The following is a 15,759-nucleotide window of genomic DNA, read 5'->3' on the forward strand; positions in this document are numbered from 1 at the left end:
GCCTTATGCAATACAATGACCGCTTAAAAAAACGGATTTCTTTTCTACTCAATCTCTTTTTGGTAGTTTATGCAGCACTGCTTCCTTTTTCATACGCATTCACCATCTATACCGGTCCACTTCTGTTGGTTTTTTTGTGGTTGGCGGAAGGGGAGCTGCACCAAAAAACCAAAGCTCTGATTTCCAATAAAGCACTACTTTTTCTCTTGCTCTTTTTCGCTGTGCATATGCTCTCTGTGTTATGGAGTGACAACATTCATGCAGCTATGCGAATTTTGAAACACTATTTTGCAATCATCGTACTTATGGTCGTTATGTACACATCTTTGAAAAAATCTTTTGTACCCTATCTCCTCCTCACCTTTCTTTTTTCCATGTTCGTGAGCGAAATTCTTCTGTACGGCGTCTTTTTTGAATGGTGGCATTTCAAAAAAGCGTCAGTGGCCAACCCCTCTCCCATTATGCACCATGTTTTTTACAGTATCTTTGTGGCGGTTACCAGCCTGTTGCTCCTTTGGCAGCTTTTCAATCCGAAAAACCCATTAAAAATAAAAATATTGGAATTCTTCTTTCTAATATCGACCACCACCAATCTCTTTCTCAATAGCGGAAGAACCGGTCAGCTCGGCTTTATCTTTGCCCTGTTCGTGTTTACAATCAAATTTGCAGGATTCAAAAAAAAATATCTTCTTGGTACATTGAGCGCTTTGCTTGCTCTTTTCCTCTCAGCCTACCAATTCTCTCCCATCTTTCACGCAAAAGTTCACCAGGGAATTTCCGATGTCCGAGGTATCTTCCATGGAAATCTCGACACATCTTGGGGGCTGAGAGTGGCCATGAAGAAAGTAGGCATCCGGATTGTCAAAGATCATCCACTGCTCGGGGTCGGTGTGGGAGATGTGATAGAGACTTTTCAAAGCTATCTCGAAAAGTCAAAAGAGAAAAAATATTCCTTTTTATCCACGATCACCCATGTTCACGACCAGTGGTTGCAGATCACGTTGCAAACCGGCATTGTCGGGCTTATCCTTTTTGTCCTCTCTCTTGTTCAACTTTACAAAATGCCTTTCCACGCCCCCTTGATCCAAGCGACCTTTCACGCGATACTCACTATATTCATCGTCGCTTTTTTCACCGACGTTCCTTTGAGGAATTTCACGGCAGCGCTTTTCGGTTTTACCGTAGGCCTTTTTCTTTTCCTGAGCCGAACCTATTCTACTCTTGAGGAAAGTTATTCATGAAACATTCTCAACGTGTTGGCATTTTCGACAGCGGCGCCGGTGGCCTGACCGTCGTCAAGAGCATTATGGAGCACCGGTTTTTCGATGAAATCATCTACTACGGCGACACGGCGCGCGTCCCCTACGGCACCAAAGATGCCGCCACCATCACCCGTTACGCCCTCGAAGCACTGGAATTTTTCAAAAATTTCGACATCGACCTGCTTATCACCGCCTGCAATTCCGTCAGCGCCCACGCCCTGCCGGAGATGCGCGCCAATGCCGAAATTCCCATCTACGGCGTCATCGACCCTGGTGTCAAAGCCCTGCAAAACAGTGGCCTCGACCCATCTTCGCGCATTCTGATTCTGGGTACCCGCGCCACGATCCAAAGCGGCCGCTATCAAAAAGGCATCGAGGCGATCGGGTACAAAAACATCGAATCGATCGCCCCTTCTCTTTTCGTTCCCGTGGTCGAAGAGGGTGTTTTCGAAGGACCCGTGCTTCAAAGCGTCATGACCCACTATTTCAAAGCCATCGAAACACCCGATGCTGTGATCCTTGGATGCACCCACTTTCCCCTCATCGCCGAAGCCATTCGCGACTATTTCCCCAACGCCCCTCTGCTCATTCACTCGGGGGAAGCGATCGCGGAGCATCTTGAAGAACAAGGATACCTGTCCAAGCGAGTGGAAAAGACCAAACTCAAAATTTTCGCATCGGAAAATCCCGACAATCTCAAGGCGATCGCCGCAAAATGGCTGCAGCAATGAAAATTCTCGTCGAACTGCCCACCTGGCTGGGCGATGCCGTCATGACCACTCCGGCGCTTGAAAACCTTTTCGCCGCCTATCCCGATGCCCATATCACCCTCGTCGGCTCTTATGTGGCCACCGAAGCGCTTAAAGCCCACCCCCGTATCACCCAAACCGTCCTCGACACAACCAAATCGGAAGGATTCCGCCCCCTCAACGTCTATCGCCTTGCCAAAACCCTCGGTTCCCACGACATCGCCCTGACTTTCCGCAGCCACCTCTACTCTAAACTGCTCTTGAAGCTGACCGGCTCAATAAAGATATTCCAATACAAAAAACCTTCCCACTTCTCACTCCCCACTTCTCACTCGGCTTCTGTCGCCTCCGTCCACCAGGTCCAACGCTACCAGGCTTTCATCGACACCGTCACTGGCCGACACGACACACCCGGCATTCTGCTCCTCCATTGGCCTAAAAAAAGCTACGAGCGTCCGACACTGGGTATCAACCCCGGCGCGACCTACGGCAGCGCCAAGCGGTGGTACCCCGAAAAGTTCGCCGAAGTCGCCGCGACCCTCTCCGACCTCTTCGACATCGTCATCTTCGGAGGACCTGCAGAAACCGATATCGCCAGAGACATTGAAACGATTCTCATACAAAAAGGGGTGGAGAACATTCTGAATCTCGCGGGAAAAACCACGATACCCGAACTCTGCAGCGCCATCGGCGGACTGGATTTGTTCATCACCGGCGACAGCGGCCCCATGCACATCGCCGCCGCCTACCAGGTCCCCACCGTCGCCCTTTTCGGACCGACGAAGCACGAAGAGACCTGCCAATGGATGAACCCCCCAAGCACCATTGTCCGCCACGAAATGGCCTGCGCCCCCTGCATGAAACGCACCTGTCCTCTCAAACATCACGCCTGCATGAAAGAGATAACGCCCCAGGAGGTCGTGAACGCAGTCCATGCCATGATGAATAGAGTGTTCAAACAGGAGAAGAGAGAATAAGGGAGCAAAAATCAGCAGCCTGCTTGATGTAGCACACTGGACGCATGCAACGAATGTTCGGCTTATCTTCCTATTGATTGGCATATTGCCAAAGACACCATCGTCCAACCGGACAATCTCATTCTCTGCTATGAACCAACGGCAAGGTGTCAGAGACGACGGATTTATCGATATTCGTTGTCCACCAGCTGACAAAGAATATGGCCGATGAGAATGTGCATCTCCTGAATGCGCGCCGTATCGTCGGAGGGCACGATGATATTAAGATCGCAGACATTGTTCATCTCTCCACCGCCCTTGCCGCTGAGGCCTATCGTTTTGCATCCGAAATTTTTGGCCGTCTCCAGGGCATAGACGACGTTGAGGCTGTTGCCGCTGGTTGAGATGCCGATAAGCACATCCCCCTCATTCGCCAGGGCGGCCACCTGACGGGAGAAAATCTGATCGAAACCGTAATCGTTTCCGATGGCTGTCAATGCCGATGTATCGGTTGTTAGAGCGATGCCCGGCAGCGGTTTTCTTTCGCTCTTGAAACGGCCCATCAGCTCCGCGGCGATATGCTGGGCGTCCGCCGCGCTGCCCCCGTTGCCGCAGAGCATCACCTTGTTTCCTGCCTGAAGCGCTTCCGTGACAATCACACCCGCCGTGTAGATGAAATGCTGCAATCCCACGACAGTCTGCTCCAGGACTTTTTTGTGCGCGTCTAACTCTTTTTCTATGACACTCAGCATGGCTTTATCCTTTCATGTATCCATGGGCGTTGAAGTTCGCTTGCCAATCGACACCGGCTCGCTCTGCGTTTCTGGTTGCGTTTCACGATTTAGAGGCCGAGTCCCTCATTCTCTCTATGGTTTTCGTCGTGCTTTTCCCTTCGACGAAATCGACCAGCCGCACCTCTTTGGCGATATCGCTTCCTACAACCTCCTTACCCTCGTAATCACCTCCTTTGACCAGCACATCGGGCCGGACGACCTTGATGAGTTCGTAGGGGGTATCTTCATCAAAAATCGTTACGAAATCGACCGAATCGAGAGCCGCCAGCAGGTAAGCACGGTCGAATTCCGGATTGACGGGACGCTCGGGACCCTTGAGGCGGCGTACCGACGCATCGGAATTGACGCCGACGATCAGCACATCACCGAAACTTTTGGCTTTCTCGAGGTATTTGACGTGCCCCAGATGCAAAATGTCGAAACAGCCGTTGGTGAAGACAATGCGTTTGCCCCGGTTTTTCAAGCGCTCGACACTCTTTGCCAGCGCCTCCTGCGACTTGATGCGGTGCTCCGTCGTCGATTCGTGAAGCGCCGTTTCGTAGGCGATGATCTCATCCCATGTCGCCGTAGCGCTGCCCAGCTTGCCCACGACCACCGCCGCGGCGGCGTTGGCGATGCGCGCCGCTTCATCGATGTCCCCGCCGCAGGCCAGCACGAACCCCAGAGTCGAAAGCACCGTATCGCCCGCTCCGGTCACATCGTAGACCTCCTGGGCCACCGTGGGAATCGTGCGCATCGTCTCGTCGAAAATCGCCATCCCCTCTTCGGAGAGGGTAATCATCGCCATGTTGAGGTTCAGGTCGTTTTTCAGCCTAAAACCCGCTTCCCGCAAGCTCGCTTCGTCGACGATGTCGATCCCCGTCGCTTCGCTCGCCTCTTTTTTGTTGGGCGTAACAAGCGTCGCGCCTGCATACTTGGAGTAATCCCTCCCCTTGGGGTCCACCAGCACCTTCACGCCGGCGGCCCGCGCCATTTCGATGACATGGCGCGTCAGACGTTCGCTGAGCACCCCTTTGCCGTAATCGGAAAGCAAAATGATGTCGGTCAGAAAAAGTTGGCGCTGTACTGAAGCGAGAATTTTATCCTCCGTCTCTTTGGCGATCTCCTGCCGCGTCTCGCTGTCGAACCGCACCACCTGCTGATGGGAGGCGATCACACGGCTCTTTCGGGTCGTCTTGCGCTGCGGTTCGGTCACAAGGGCATCGGTCTTGACCCCCAGCGATTTGAGCATCAGTCCCAACCGCCTGCCGTTTTCATCTTTTCCGATCGCCGAAGCGACGCTCACATCGGCTCCCAGGGCGATCAAGTTGTTCACCACGTTTCCCGCGCCGCCAAGCACTTCGCTCTCTTCCTGCACGTCGATCACTGGCACCGGTGCCTCCGGCGAAATCCGTTCCGTTTTTCCCCAGAGATAATGGTCGATCATCAGGTCGCCGACGACGAGAATGGCGGGTTTTAGGGTTTGGTATTTACGCATGAACATCCTTTTCGGATGGGTCGTTAGTCGTTGGTCGTTGGTCGTTGGTTTTTTTCTCCAAAGACCGTCTCAACCCATTGATCATACGCCCTATGCTTTCAAGTTCCCGAATCCCGCCTTTTCCTTTTTCCAACTCTATATAATTGATTTTCATGCCAATATAGATTTGGGTTTTCAGTTCCGCTGCAGAACCCAGTGCAATATCTAAAAAACGCCAACTCTCTTTGTCCGAATTCCTCTCCAACCCTTCAGCGATATTACTGGGAATGGAAAGCCCGGAACGTGTAATCTGATCTTTGAATCCGAAATTTTTCAGATCCCGAAATACAACATAATTTTCGGCACTCAAAGCATCTGCCTTCTTCCACACATCCAAGGACTCACATTTCATCATTATCCCCTACTTTGCATACATTCAAGAGAAACACTCCCACTGACGACCAACGACCAACGATTAACGACCACTAACCTCCGTCTCATAAAGCCGCTTGATCTCCGGCAAATACCGTCGTATACCCTCTTCCAGCGACACTTCCGGTTCGTATCCGAGACACTCTCTTGTCGGCTCGATGTCGGCCTGGGTGAAGAACTGGTATTGCCCGATGTAGGGGTTGGGGATGTAATCGCAGGGCAGGTCGGTGCCGAGCTGGGCCTGCAATATGTCGACGATATCCTGAAAACTCCGGGCTTTTCCGGTACCCACATTGTAGACGCCGCTTCGTTTGGGATTGCAGGCTCTGATGTTGGCCTGGATCACGTCGTCAATGTAGATGAAGTCGCGCAGAATTTTGTCGCTCCCTTCGAAGAGCCTCGGGTTCTTCCCCGCCAAAATCTGGTGCCCGAACTGCAGCACCATGGAAGCGGTTTTGTTTTTATAAAACTCCCGGGGGCCGTAGACGTTGAAATAGCGCAATCCCACCACCGGCAGGTCGGTCGTTTCCATCCAGTCATACGCCAGATGGTCCATCGCCAGTTTGCTGAAGCCATAGATGTTGGCGGGCTCTTCCCGCCCCACGGTCTGGGGCGCGGGAGCATTGCCGTAGGTGGCACCGGAGCTGGCGTATATCATCGCCGCTCCCATCTCTTCGGCCATTTTCAGAAGGTCTTTGAAAGCGTTGAGATTGGTGTCGATCATGATCTTCTGATCATATACCGTCGTGTCGCTGATGGCCGCCTCGTGGAATATGTAGTCGAACCTGAAATCTCTGAGCCTTTTCAAATCCTCGGGCTTCGTGATGTCTCCGGCGATGATTTCGCCCTTGAAACCTATCAGGTTTTTGTAGTGACCGAAACTTTTGAGATTGCCGTTGGAGAATGTCTCACCCGTTCTGAAAAGGTCGAACACCACCACTTTTGCGTCGGGATAATTGTCCTGAAAATAAAACGCCAGATTGGAGCCGATGAAACCCGCTCCTCCGGTAATGAGTATTGTTTTGCCATTAAAATCCATGCAATTCCTTTACATCAATTGTGCGATTTTTCTCTACCAGAAGCGTATGCCCCACGCCGGCACGTTTCGCCGCTTCCACGTCGCTCGGCTTGTCGCCGATCATCCACGATTGCGCCATGTCAATACCAAAACGTTTTTGGGCGGCCAGAAACATGCCCGGCATCGGTTTCCGGCAGTCGCATCCCGCAGCCGGATCGTGGGGGCAAGAGAAAACCTGTTCACGGGTGATGTCGATACCCGCTTCTCTCATTTTCTCGATCATCCACGTTGTCAGCTTTTCGAAATCCTCTTCGCTGTAATACCCGCGACCGATACCGGACTGGTTGGTCACGATAACAGGCAGGTATCCCTTTTTCTGGGCTTTTTTGACAAACGCCAAAATCCCGTCGACAAATTCGAAATCTTCGATCCGGCTCACATACCCGTGATCGACATTGATAACCCCATCACGGTCTAGAAAGAGTGCTTTTCTCATCGTTTCTCGATCAGCCAAACCAGTCCCATGATCAACAAGATAAGTGCCGCCCAGGTCAGGAAACCGGGAAGTGCAGCGGTATTGACCGCATGACCACCCGTCGGCATATAGGCAGGGCCCATACTCCATATCCTCCCATTCTCAATTTTCAGTTTTCTCCCGATACCACTACGCGACTCATTCGGGCATTACCCGTTTGTCTTTGCGCTTCTCTTCGATCTTTTTTCTCTTTTTTTCCATCATGACGGCGTCTTTGAGCTCATCTTCCCCGTCATAAAGCGCTCCGTCGAGAAATTTGTGTTTGTCTTCGAATTGGCCCGTTTTGTGACCCCACAGCAATGCAAACAGACCGAACGCCCCTAGCAAAGTGGAGACGCCCAGCATCATTGCCAGAATACCCGAACTCACTTACGCTTCCTTTTCGTAATCGACCACACGGCTCTCCAGCGTCACCTCCTTGATCACCGCAACGACCTTTTGGTGCGCCGGATGGATGCGGTAGCTCTCCAGCCCCGCTCTGTCGTCGAAAGTCGAAGTGAGCACCAGATCCATCGAGCGTTCGGAGCGGGAGAAGTCGACCCCCACCTCCATCGACCGAAGTGACGGGATCTCTCGAGGCAAGGCCTCCAACATCGCTTTCACCTTTTCGATATTTTCACTTTTGTTCTCATCTTTAAACCGAAACATCACAATATGCACAACCATACCATCTCACCTTCTTAAAAAAGGGGCAAGGCCCCATTCAAACGACCAACAATTAAACCCAAAGACGGATTTAGTGATCATGCGTCGCGGCATACTCCGGCGTACAGAAGATACCGCAGTGACACTTGCCCTCTTCGGGAATCTCGTGCTCAATGGCGGGCTTGCAGGGGCACAGACGGTTGTCCGCGCTCACGTGATTGCCCTCTTCATCCTCGATCACCATATAGCAGGGGCACCATCGCTTGCCATAGAGCATCTTGTTGCGGGCCAATCCCATCATCACCCCTTCGTTGACATCCTCATTGGGGTTGTAGACCCAGCCAAACTGCTTGCAAACCTTGTCCGTGAACTTTTTCGTCTTTTCGAATTCCGCCAGGAACTCGTCCGAACTCATATCCACATATTCCATTTTCCCGCCTTCTCTACAATATCGTTTATGCTATCACGCCGACTCTGCATATCCACTTAATTTTTCTTTTTAAAGGCACTCTTGATCCTCATCGAATTGCCGACAACCATCAGCGAGCTCAAACTCATCGACAGCGCCGCCACCAACGGTATGACATACCCAGCCACCGCCAGGGGGATCGTAACGGAGTTGTAGACGACCGAGAGGGCAAGATTCTGTTTGACGAACCTGAAGGTCCGACGGCTGATCAAAAAGGCATCCCGCAGTGAGGTGATGCGATCATCCAGCAAGACCACGTCGCTGACTTCCAATGCCACATCCGAACCGCTTCCCATGGCGATGGCGATATCACTTTTGGAAAGCGCCAGGGCGTCGTTTATGCCGTCACCCGCCATCACGACGATACGCCCTTGGGCATGGAGTTTGTCTATCTTTTTTGCCTTCTCTTCGGGAAAAAGCGCGGCTTTGAACCGGGGAATGCCCACCTCTTCGGCGACCCTAGCCGCCGCTTTCTCGTTGTCACCGGTCAGCATGATGACATCGATACCCAATTTTCCAATCTCTTCGATCGCCTCTTTCGCCCCCTGTTTCGGAAGATCCCGCAGCTCAAATCTCGCCACAGCCTTTCCATCCACGGCGAAATAGAATAGTGTGTATTCGCTATCCTCTTTGACTTCGATGCCGAACTCCTCCATCATTTTCGCGTTGCCGCCCTGCAGGGTATGGCCATTGAACTCGGCCGTGATCCCTCTGGCCTGCACCTGTTTTACCTGCTCCAACGGCACCTCCTCGAGGTACTCGTTGTGCGCTTTGAGATAATGGACGATCCCCTGACTCACCGGATGGATGGAGCTTTTAACCAGCGAATAGAGCCAGTTCACATCGCATTGACCATAGGTTTCGTAGCTTACGACATGGGGTTTGCCCTCCGTAATCGTCCCGGTTTTGTCCAGAACCAGCACATCGGCTTTGGCCATCGTCTCGATGAACGCCGCCTCTTTGAAAAGCACACCGCGCCGCGCCGCCAGGTTGATGCCTATCAGTGTCGCCACGGGCGTCGCCAGCCCCAAAGCGCAGGGACAGGCGATGACGATGACCGATATGGAGACCACCAGCGCCCGTTCGAATTCGCCCGACATCCAGAGCCACCCTAAAAATGTCAAAAAAGCGATGCTCAGAATGGTCAGCGAAAACCAGCCCGAAATCTCGTTGGCAAGACGCTCGATTTTGGGCTTTTTGGTCAGCGACTCTTCCAACAGCCCCACCAGTGTCGTCAGCATGGAGGAGCTGTAGTCTTTCGTCGCCTCGTAGCGGACCACCCCGTCGATCGCCACGCTGCCGCTGACAATCTCGTCACCCGGCCGCTTGTAGATGGGCTCGCTCTCGCCCGTTAGGGAGCTTTCATCAAAACTCCCCTCCCCCGAGACGACGACCCCGTCGATCGCCACCTTCTCTCCCGGCCGTACCTCGATAATGTCACCCGGCTGCACCTCTTCGACCGGAATCATCGCCTTTTCACCGTTTTGCACAACCGTCACTTCCGTGGGGAGGGCGCTGGTCAGTGCATCCATCGTATCCGCCGCGCGCTTCTTGCTCAAAACCTCCAGATATTTTCCTGCGAGCACGAAGGTAATGATCATCGTCACCGAATCGAAATAGACCTCCCCTTTGCCCGTCACCATCGCCCACAGGGAGTAGAGATAGGCCAGTGACGCACCCGCCGCCACCAGAAGGTCCATGTTCACGAAGCGGTTTTTCAGTCCGTACCACGCCCCGCGGAAAAAGACCCATCCACTGTAAAAAAGCGTCGGCGTCGCCAGTACCCATTCGGCCACATTGAGCACCTGCTTCACATCGCTGCGCATTCCAGTGAACATGCCCGTATATTGCGCCACCGCGATCCACATGATGTTCATCGTTGCGAAAATCGCCACCAAAAGGCGGCTGTAGTAGTCCCGCCGCGCCCTGTTGGCCCGTTCCTCCTGCAGTTTCGGATCGTACGGATAGGCATTGTAGCCGATCGCCCGAATCTTTTCGATGATCTGCGAAAGCTTGATCTCCTCCGGGTCCCATACCACATGGGCCTTGTTGGTCGTGTAGTTGATCGTCGCTTCGACAATCCCCTGCGTCTGGTGCAGCACCTTTTCGTTTAGCCAGACACAGGCAGCGCAGTGAATCCCTTCGATGATCAGAAAGATTTCGTAAAGCCCGTCACTTCGCTCGACTATGTATTTCTTCTTGAATCCTTCCAGATCGAATTTGTGCAGATCGTCCGAAAGCTCTTTGGGCGGCTCGAGTCGATTCTTGCCAAGCTTGTCGTAAAAAGTATCGAGCCCTTCGGAGCGAAGAAGATGGTAGATCCCCTGACACCCTTTGCAGCAGAAATAGTGGGTGTCTTCTCCCTCTTTTTCGGTGATCATCACCGATTCGTCGAACTCCAGGTGGCAGTGTGTGCATGGAACTTTGGCCAAAAAAAAATCCTCTTGTTGTTTTGAAGTCAAATTATATCTTATACTGAATATATGGGTTAACCCTCATTGGCATTTGATGATATTGTGCCAAAACAGAAGGTGCCTGTCCGATCAAAGAATTCTTGGCCTTCTACAACCGCAACCGACTTCATGCGTCACTGTATAATGAATATGTGCCTCCACTATGCAGATAGCGGTCTAAGATGCTTGAAAGATGGCCAGTGAAAAATATTGTCATGACAAATGTGGGCAGTTTACGATAGCCATTTTTGCTTTTAATGCATATTCAAAGACAATTAGGATATTATTCGCAACAAAAATCCATATAATCATATGAAAATCTATTCATCCAAAGAAAACAATGCACTCCAATGAAATGAAGAAGTATAGAATCGCCATAGCAGGGTCTAGGTATGTAGACCCCTCCAATGGCCTGCTTCTAGCCCAACACTCGGAAATCAAAACAATTATCAAATCGATGACACCGATAGGATTTACAAAATTTCTCAAAAAGAAGTTCAAAACCGAAAACATCATCTTCTCTTCAAAATTTTCAAGAAAGAGCAAAACACTGTATTACAACCTCTACCCCGGCCATATTATCGTTAAAGAACAGAGTAAAAGAGTAGGAATTTTCGCCAATCTCCTTGCGCAAAGCGCCAAAGAAAGATGATATTTCAATGTTGTTTACCGAAAACACAGAAGCGGAAGCCATCAAATTTAATGCATACCTCGCTATGCGTATCACCTATTTCAACAAACTAAACAGCTACTGCGAAACCTCCTATGGGCTGAAAACACCACATATTATTGTTATTGGAATAGAAAGCGCAGGACTCGATCCTTGTATTGGCATACATTACGACAATCCCTCGTTCGATTACAGTGGCTACTGCCCCTCGAAAGATACAGAACAGTTGTTCAGCAACTACAAAGACGTACCTTCTAATAATACGCGCCATCGTCGAAGCCAACCGAACCCACAAAGACTTCATCGCCAATCAGATCATTTCGAAATTGCCCAAAGACTCCCATGGGTTTCCAACAGTTATGGTAGAAATTTATCATCTGACTATGAAACCGAGTTCGGACAATTTCAGAAGTTCAGCCATACAAGGCTTTATGAAGTGTATGAAAGCAAAAGGTATAGGTGTTATTCTCCATGAACCGATATACAATGAATTTGAATTTTTATCTCCAAGGCTATAAGAAACATGAATGAATTTAAAAAGATGATTGACATTATACTCGCGAACAGACTTTATGTTCAGAACAAAGTATATACTCATGATATTTTCGGCAGCAGTATTTGAATAAATGATTAAAATAGCAAAGGATAAAAGACAATTATTAGCTAATTTCTTTTCTTTATCGGTGCTGCAAGGTGCAAACTTCATTTTACCTTTAATTACTTTACCCTATCTCGTTCGAATTTTGGGAACAGAAAAATTTGGACTGGTTGCGTTTGCCCAAGCATTTATCATGTATTTCAATATTTTTGTAGATTATGGCTTCAATCTCTCGGCCACTAGAGAAATCTCCGTTCATAAAGAAAATCAACAAAAAATAATGGAAATATTTTCAGCAGTGATGACGCTCAAAATCATGTTGCTATTTTTTTCTTTTCTCGTTCTATTGTTTTTGACGAATGTATTTTCAAAATTTGCATCCGATCGCCTACTATATCTACTGACTTTTGGTGTAGTTATTGGACAAGCCATTTTCCCCATTTGGTTTTTTCAAGGTATAGAAAAAATGAAATATATTACAATTTTAAATATTTTAGCAAAACTAATTTTTACAATTGCGATTTTTTTATTCGTAAAGGAACCAAACAACTATTTATTCGTTCCAATTCTCAACTCACTCGGTTTTATAATAGCGGGGATTTTATCTCTATTCATCATCAAATTTATTTTCCATATACATTGGATTTATCCAAAAAGAGACTCTGTCGTGCGTCTTTTCAAAGAAAGCACTCATTTGTTTATTTCCAATCTCTCCGTAACACTTTTTAGTGTCAGTAATACATTCATATTGGGAATACTTACAAACAATACAATGGTTGGTATCTATGCAAGTATCGAAAAAGTCATTGTGGCAATCAAAAATCTATATGTTCCCCTTTATCAAGCCCTCTTTCCCTGGCTTTCAAAAAAGGATCCTCAAAATATCAGAATGATTATAAAAAAGATGGTACCACTCATTTTTGCTGTAAGTTTCATCATTTTTCTGATACTTTTTGTTTTTGCAGAAGATATACTAAGTTTATTGTACAACAACAATAATATTATAAAATATTCTTATATTTTCAAATTGTTTGCAATGATTTCTATTTTTGCCTCCTTGAATATGTTATTTAATATGCTTTATCTTACATCTATAAAAGCCTATAAGGAGCGAATGTCCATCATGCTCAAAAGTGGTTTTTTCAGTATCGTGACAACTTTCACATGTACGTTTATATTTGGAATAACCGGGACCGCTATTTCGGCCGTTTCGACGGAATTCTTATTGCTTATTCTTGGAGGCACTTATTATTTGAAAGCGGAAAAAAATGTCTAAATTACTTATACTTCAAACTGCAGCACCAGATTACCGTAAAAAATTTTTTGATTTACTGCGACACAAATTGGGAAAAGATTTCATACTCTATGCAGGTGAGGACTATTTTGAACCTACCATTCAAACCAGCCCAAATATAAAATTCAGAAAACGGGTAAAAAATTTCTACTTTTTTGGAAGAAGATTTTTATGGCAAAGTGGAATGTGGAAGGATGCTTTATCATCGAATATCCTTGTGATGGAGATGAATCCTCGAATACTTTCCAATTGGATAATTCTTTGTATCAGAAAGACAATCGGTAAAAAAAATATTCTTTGGGGACATGCATGGCCAAGAAGCGGGAAAAACAGTCGTAGCGATATTGTAAGAAACACCATGCGGATGCTTGCAGATATTATTGTTACATATACCAAAACTCAAGCAAAGGAACTAAAAGAAAGAATGCCGAATAAAGATATTCGGTATGCTCCCAATGCTTTATATTATAGCCATGAGATGGTTCCATCAAACAACAGAAATCCAATAAATATCATTTATGTAGGAAGACTCACTAAAAACAAAAAGCCTTCTTTGCTGATTGAAGCCTTTGTGAAAGCCCTTCCTTATATTCCCATGGAAGCCAAACTCATCATGATCGGAGATGGAGATGAAAGAAAAAATATTGAAAAGCTGGTTAAAAAACTAAATATAGAAAATCGTGTAGAAATGCCGGGGCATATTGGTGATTATTATACATTAGCAAAACTATATGCCACTGCACTTTTCAGCGTATCACCAGGCTATGTAGGACTTTCTATCACTCAAAGCTTTGGATTTGGGGTCCCCATGCTCATTTCAAGAGATGAAAACCATTCACCGGAAATTGAAGCGGCAATCGAAAATGAAAATTCAATTTTTTTTAACACCAATGACATTGAGGATTTTGCTGAAAAAATTTTGTTTTTTTATGAAAAAAAAATATCTTGGTTAAACAAAAGAAAAGCTATTTGTGACAATTGCAGAAGCTTTTACTCTATAGAAGCTATGGCTAATACTTTTTTAAATATAACAAAGAGTGAATAATGTTTTTTTTAATTAAGTTGAACTTTTTTATTTTGTTTTTTTTGTATTTTTATGCTTTCATAAAATTAATAAAACAAAAAATGGGATTTTCTCTCGGTATAATATGTGGAGTTCTATATTTTATTTTTATACCTGTTGTTGTTTTTGTTTTTACAGAAAAAATTGAAATTTTTACAATAGACTTTTCAAATACTAATTTAACAGATGTAAATTTATCCACAAATATTTACACATCACTTATATTGATGGCCTATCTTTATTCAATATTGATTTACATTTTTTTTTCGGAATTTTATAAAAAAGAAAGGATTCATTATTTTTTTAATAATCCTTCAGTCAATTGGAAATTTTATTTTTCAATATCTATTTTTCTTGGATTCATAATTTTTCTTGCAGCAGGTATTATGGAAGGGGGCAATTGGTATGTTAGCAGGGAAGAATTTTTCAAAAAAAGTGGAATTTTAGGACTGATACTAATAGATAGTTTTGCAGCGATGAAGATACTATTTATTGCATCTTTAATATATGAATATTATATCTATAAAAAACTTTCAACCATTATTTTTATCACTATTATTTTTTTATTTTCTGTAATAGATATTATAATGACTGGAAATAGGATATATGTATTTGTTGTATTCGCTATAGTTTTTATCGAGTTAATAAAAGCATATGCTGGAAAAATATTATGGATTATTGTTGCTCTTATACCTTTTGGTTACATGATGTCTATTTATAGACATATTCGTGGAAACCTTTTTATTGAGGGATTACCTACAGGAAGCGACTTATTCAGATTGATTCAAGAAACAATTGAAAAGGAACCTCCTGCTATAAAAAATTTTCTATTGGGTATAAGTGAGTCTGTAAATTTCAATGTTTTATATGAAATATTTCACCACACCACATTTCAAAATGCATTATGGGGAAGTACATTTATAAAAACTGTTGTTTTTTTTATCCCAAGATCATTGTGGCCTGACAAACCTTTAAGTATTACTCAGGTGGCGGGAAAATATTTTGCTCCACAGGCGGAACATTTATCCCTTGTAACAACTTTGATTGGAGAAGTACATATGAATTTTTACTTTTTTGGCATAGTTTTTTTACCTTTTATATTAATATTCACAAAGTTCCTCCTAGAAAAATTATTTAATCAAAATAATTTTACTCAAATATTATTATTTATTTTTGGATTATTGATTTTTAGAATGCCATATTCAGATATTTTATTGTTATCTTTTTTTGTTCTTTTTTACTATAAATTCATTTTAATTATAAAAAAGTTCGGAGTACAAATTATATGAATTTATTATTAACAAACCCTCAATCAAACCCAATAAAGGGATTACATTTTGAAAATCAAGCAATGTTAAACTTTCT

Annotated in this window: 17 protein-coding genes; 8 read left to right on the plus strand and 9 right to left on the minus strand. The window is 46.0% G+C overall.

The window, feature by feature from the left end:
* The first annotated feature begins 5 nt into the window (after positions 1-5).
* From JMG82_RS05585 to waaF, 3 genes are read left to right on the plus strand one after another with little or no spacing between them, the layout of a single operon-like run.
* The gene (locus tag JMG82_RS05585) at positions 6-1,241 is read left to right on the plus strand and encodes an O-antigen ligase family protein (protein ID WP_201354013.1); all 1,236 of its coding nucleotides are present in this window, start codon (positions 6-8) and stop codon (positions 1,239-1,241) included.
* Entirely contained in the window at positions 1,238-1,993 is a 756-nt protein-coding gene (gene murI, locus JMG82_RS05590; protein WP_201354015.1) for a glutamate racemase, read from the plus strand. Before JMG82_RS05585 ends, murI begins: the two co-directional genes overlap by 4 nt.
* Positions 1,990-2,988, plus strand: coding sequence for a lipopolysaccharide heptosyltransferase II (waaF, locus tag JMG82_RS05595; protein WP_201354018.1), 999 nt, complete (start codon positions 1,990-1,992; stop codon positions 2,986-2,988). The genes murI and waaF overlap by 4 nt, the downstream gene beginning before the upstream one ends.
* A gap of 164 nt (positions 2,989-3,152) precedes the next feature.
* Here waaF and gmhA read toward each other — a convergent pair whose 3' ends face one another.
* The 9 genes from gmhA to JMG82_RS05640 form a co-directional block, all read right to left on the minus strand.
* The gene (gmhA, locus tag JMG82_RS05600; protein WP_201354021.1) at positions 3,153-3,719 is read right to left on the minus strand and encodes a D-sedoheptulose 7-phosphate isomerase; all 567 of its coding nucleotides are present in this window, start codon (positions 3,717-3,719) and stop codon (positions 3,153-3,155) included.
* Between the two features lie 82 nt (positions 3,720-3,801).
* Positions 3,802-5,238 (minus strand): D-glycero-beta-D-manno-heptose-7-phosphate kinase, encoded by a 1,437-nt coding sequence (gene rfaE1, locus JMG82_RS05605; protein WP_201354024.1) that lies wholly within the window; start codon positions 5,236-5,238, stop codon positions 3,802-3,804.
* A complete protein-coding gene (locus JMG82_RS05610; protein WP_236579197.1) occupies positions 5,231-5,632 on the minus strand; it encodes a four helix bundle protein in 402 nt (133 codons plus the stop codon). The genes rfaE1 and JMG82_RS05610 overlap by 8 nt, the downstream gene beginning before the upstream one ends.
* A gap of 60 nt (positions 5,633-5,692) precedes the next feature.
* A complete protein-coding gene (rfaD, locus tag JMG82_RS05615) occupies positions 5,693-6,688 on the minus strand; it encodes an ADP-glyceromanno-heptose 6-epimerase (protein WP_201354027.1) in 996 nt (331 codons plus the stop codon).
* Positions 6,678-7,163, minus strand: a complete 486-nt coding sequence (gmhB, locus tag JMG82_RS05620; RefSeq protein WP_201354029.1) for a D-glycero-beta-D-manno-heptose 1,7-bisphosphate 7-phosphatase — start codon at positions 7,161-7,163, stop codon at positions 6,678-6,680. The genes rfaD and gmhB overlap by 11 nt, the downstream gene beginning before the upstream one ends.
* A 177-nt stretch (positions 7,164-7,340) precedes the next feature.
* Entirely contained in the window at positions 7,341-7,571 is a 231-nt protein-coding gene (gene ccoS, locus JMG82_RS05625; RefSeq protein ID WP_201354038.1) for a cbb3-type cytochrome oxidase assembly protein CcoS, read from the minus strand.
* On the minus strand, positions 7,572-7,868 hold the full coding sequence (locus tag JMG82_RS05630) for a Dabb family protein (protein WP_201354040.1): 297 nt from the start codon (positions 7,866-7,868) through the stop codon (positions 7,572-7,574). It lies immediately after the preceding gene.
* A 70-nt stretch (positions 7,869-7,938) separates the two neighbouring features.
* Positions 7,939-8,277, minus strand: coding sequence for a ferredoxin-thioredoxin reductase catalytic domain-containing protein (locus JMG82_RS05635; RefSeq protein ID WP_201354042.1), 339 nt, complete (start codon positions 8,275-8,277; stop codon positions 7,939-7,941).
* A gap of 56 nt (positions 8,278-8,333) precedes the next feature.
* Entirely contained in the window at positions 8,334-10,748 is a 2,415-nt protein-coding gene (locus JMG82_RS05640) for a heavy metal translocating P-type ATPase (RefSeq protein ID WP_201354044.1), read from the minus strand.
* A gap of 376 nt (positions 10,749-11,124) precedes the next feature.
* Between JMG82_RS05640 and JMG82_RS11710 the strand changes: the two genes are divergently transcribed.
* From JMG82_RS11710 to JMG82_RS05665, 5 genes are all read left to right on the plus strand, one after another.
* Positions 11,125-11,421 (plus strand): hypothetical protein, encoded by a 297-nt coding sequence (locus JMG82_RS11710; protein WP_236579198.1) that lies wholly within the window; start codon positions 11,125-11,127, stop codon positions 11,419-11,421.
* Between the two features lie 7 nt (positions 11,422-11,428).
* Positions 11,429-11,914: a UDP-glucose 6-dehydrogenase family protein gene (locus JMG82_RS11715; protein WP_236579199.1), complete on the plus strand. Its 486-nt coding sequence runs from the start codon at positions 11,429-11,431 to the stop codon at positions 11,912-11,914.
* Between the two features lie 151 nt (positions 11,915-12,065).
* The gene (locus JMG82_RS05655) at positions 12,066-13,313 is read left to right on the plus strand and encodes an oligosaccharide flippase family protein (RefSeq protein ID WP_201354048.1); all 1,248 of its coding nucleotides are present in this window, start codon (positions 12,066-12,068) and stop codon (positions 13,311-13,313) included.
* Positions 13,306-14,376, plus strand: a complete 1,071-nt coding sequence (locus JMG82_RS05660) for a glycosyltransferase (protein WP_201354050.1) — start codon at positions 13,306-13,308, stop codon at positions 14,374-14,376. The genes JMG82_RS05655 and JMG82_RS05660 overlap by 8 nt, the downstream gene beginning before the upstream one ends.
* Positions 14,377-14,456: 80 nt before the next feature.
* Entirely contained in the window at positions 14,457-15,683 is a 1,227-nt protein-coding gene (locus JMG82_RS05665; RefSeq protein ID WP_201354052.1) for an O-antigen polymerase, read from the plus strand.
* Positions 15,684-15,759 lie beyond the last annotated feature (76 nt).

It is taken from the genome of Hydrogenimonas urashimensis (genome assembly GCF_016593255.1).
In the GTDB taxonomy this organism is placed as follows: Bacteria; Campylobacterota; Campylobacteria; order Campylobacterales; family Hydrogenimonadaceae; genus Hydrogenimonas; species Hydrogenimonas urashimensis.